The 2,280-nt window shown below is 62.7% G+C and carries 3 protein-coding genes; all 3 read right to left on the reverse strand.

Annotation, left to right across the window (positions count from 1 at the left end):
• On the reverse strand, window positions 1–1,355 hold a 1,355-nt coding region (tnpC, locus tag AAFX91_RS40900; RefSeq protein ID WP_394570263.1), incomplete at its 3' end, for an IS66 family transposase.
• Between the two features lie 69 nt (window positions 1,356–1,424).
• Entirely contained in the window at window positions 1,425–1,778 is a 354-nt protein-coding gene (tnpB, locus tag AAFX91_RS40905) for an IS66 family insertion sequence element accessory protein TnpB (RefSeq protein ID WP_028167393.1), read from the reverse strand.
• The gene (locus tag AAFX91_RS40910) at window positions 1,775–2,161 is read right to left on the reverse strand and encodes a transposase (protein ID WP_394570264.1); all 387 of its coding nucleotides are present in this window, start codon (window positions 2,159–2,161) and stop codon (window positions 1,775–1,777) included. Before AAFX91_RS40910 ends, tnpB begins: the two co-directional genes overlap by 4 nt.
• Window positions 2,162–2,280 lie beyond the last annotated feature (119 nt).

The raw sequence follows: 2,280 nt of genomic DNA on the forward strand, positions 1-2,280 counted from the left end.
GCACTCAGCGAAAGCTGCCGGCAAACGGCAACTCCTCGGAACCTGTAGCCACCGCGCCAGTCGTCGACTCTACCGAGTTCGATGCGGCCGTCATGCAGGAAGCGGGTCAATCCATCCCAGCGCGACAGCGCATACCGGATCGCTTCGGCGAGATTGCCGCGGCCGGGCAGTTGAGGAAGCTGCACCTCGAGCCAAAGGCGAAGGCTGTCAACGATCGGCTTGGCGAGTGTGCGCCGCGTGGCCAGCCGATGCGCCCGCGATTGACCACGCACCTGCGCTTCGACAGCATAGAGGCTGGCGATACGACGCAGAGCCTCGTGCGCGACGGGCGTGTCCTCGGCTTGCGCAACCTCGTAGAACTTGCGCCTGGTGTGCGCCCAACATGCAGCCAGTGTGATGTTGCCAGCGCCGGTCAGCCGCTCGAATCCCGCGTAACCGTCGACGCGCAGAACGCCCTTGAAGTGCGTCAGATGCGCCGCCGGGCGCTCCGCTTTTCGGTCGGGCGCGAACACATAAACAGCAGCCGGTGGCTCCGGCCCGCCCCAGCCGCGTTGATCGCGCGCATACACCCACAGCCGTCCGGTCTTGGTGTGCCCTCGGCCCGGATCGAGCACAGGGATTGGAGTATCGTCGGCAAACAGGTGATCCGACGCGAACATGTGCTCGCACAGCCGATCGTGCAGGGCCGCCAACCACCAGCACGCGCCGCCGACCCATCCGGCCAATGTCGAGCGCTCCAGTTCGACGCCATGACGGGCAAAAATCTGCGCCTGCCGATAGAGCGGTGTGTGGTCGCAATATTTGCTGACCAGCACCTGCGCGAGCATGGATGCCGTGGCCAAACCGCCGGCGATCGGTCGTTCGGGCGCCGGAGCCTGGGTGATTGTTCCGCAGCTGCGGCAGGCATATTTCGGGCGGCAAACGCGCACCACGCGCAACTGTGCTGGCACCCAATCCAGCATCTCGCTGACGCTCTCACCAATCGCATGCAGCGCGCCGCCGCAGCACGTACATCTCTCACCATCGACGTTGAGCACGACCTCTTCGCGGGGCAGATGATCCGGCAGCGGCTTGCGCTTCGGCTGCAGTTTCTGCGTCGGCGCAGACGCCTCCACCGACGCTTGATCTGCCCCGACAGCCGACAGATCGATGTCCAAGTCTTCCAGTCCAAGGGCGAGTTGATCTGCGTCGAGACGCTCGGAACGACGCCCAAATTGTGCACGCTGAAGCTGTTTGATGATTGCCTGGAGACGCTGGATCTCGCTGTTCCGATGCGCGATGACCGAGGCAATATCGCGCACCAAGCGATGCAGAAGCACTGTATCCGACGGCAGATTGTCGAGATCGAGCTGCATGACCGATTCTACTCGGATACGCTGATTCGACGAAGCAACTTCGCTATTTTCTACGAGGGTTTTTGCGATTCATCCCGTGATGGCCGGTCGCCATCGACGCTCGGGGGTGCGCCAATCGATGCCTTCGATCAGCATGGCAAGCTGTGCCGGCGACAGCGTCACCGTGCCGCCGGGATCGCTCATTCTTGGCCAGATGAAGCCGCCCTGGTCGAGCCTCTTGCTGAAGAGGCAAAGCCCGTTGCCGTCCCAGAACAGGATCTTCAGCGTGCTTGCTTTCTTACCTCGGAAGGCAAACAGGTGGCCGGAGAATGGATCCTTCTTGAGGTGCTCCTGAACGAGCGCGGCGAGGCCATCCAGGCCCTTGCGCATGTCAGTATACCCCAAAGCCAAATGCACTTTCACGCCGGCCGGCACGATCATCATCGCGCTGTCTCCTGCTCAATGACATGGCGACGGACTGCATCCGGATCGCTGCCGATTGGTGCGAAGACGCGACGGCCATCGTCCAATTCGATAACCGTCATGCCGTCGGGCGGCTGCAACAGATCGTTCAGGACGAGGGGTGCGGATTGCGCTCCGGCGACCTTCACAGCCGCTAACTTCGTCCGCACTTGCTTACTGAACCCGAACTGGACCCGCCAGCGGAACAACATGCTGGTGACGATGCCGTGGCGCCGGCAAATCTCGGCGGCGGTGGCGCCGGGGAGCTCAGACTCGGTCACTATCGTGAGCTTTTCCTCGTTGCTGAAGCGACGTCGGTTGGCGCGTCCATCGCTCGGCGGATCCGCGATTGGCGCATCTGTCAAGTGCGTTCCGGTGGCGGACTGCTTAGCAGCGCTGCTAGCGCTAGCACTAGGCCGTGTGGACAGTTACCTTATCCAGAGCAGAGTGGCGGCAATGGCGACGACGGCGAAGTAGTTTCGCG

Source organism: Bradyrhizobium sp. 31Argb (assembly GCF_043638955.1).
Lineage (GTDB): Bacteria > Pseudomonadota > Alphaproteobacteria > Rhizobiales > Xanthobacteraceae > Bradyrhizobium.

Coding starts and splice junctions, on each gene's coding strand:
- tnpB (WP_028167393.1), bottom strand. CDS start 1,778: ATGATGATCGTGCCGGCCGGCGTGAAAGTGCATTTGGCTTTGGGGTAT.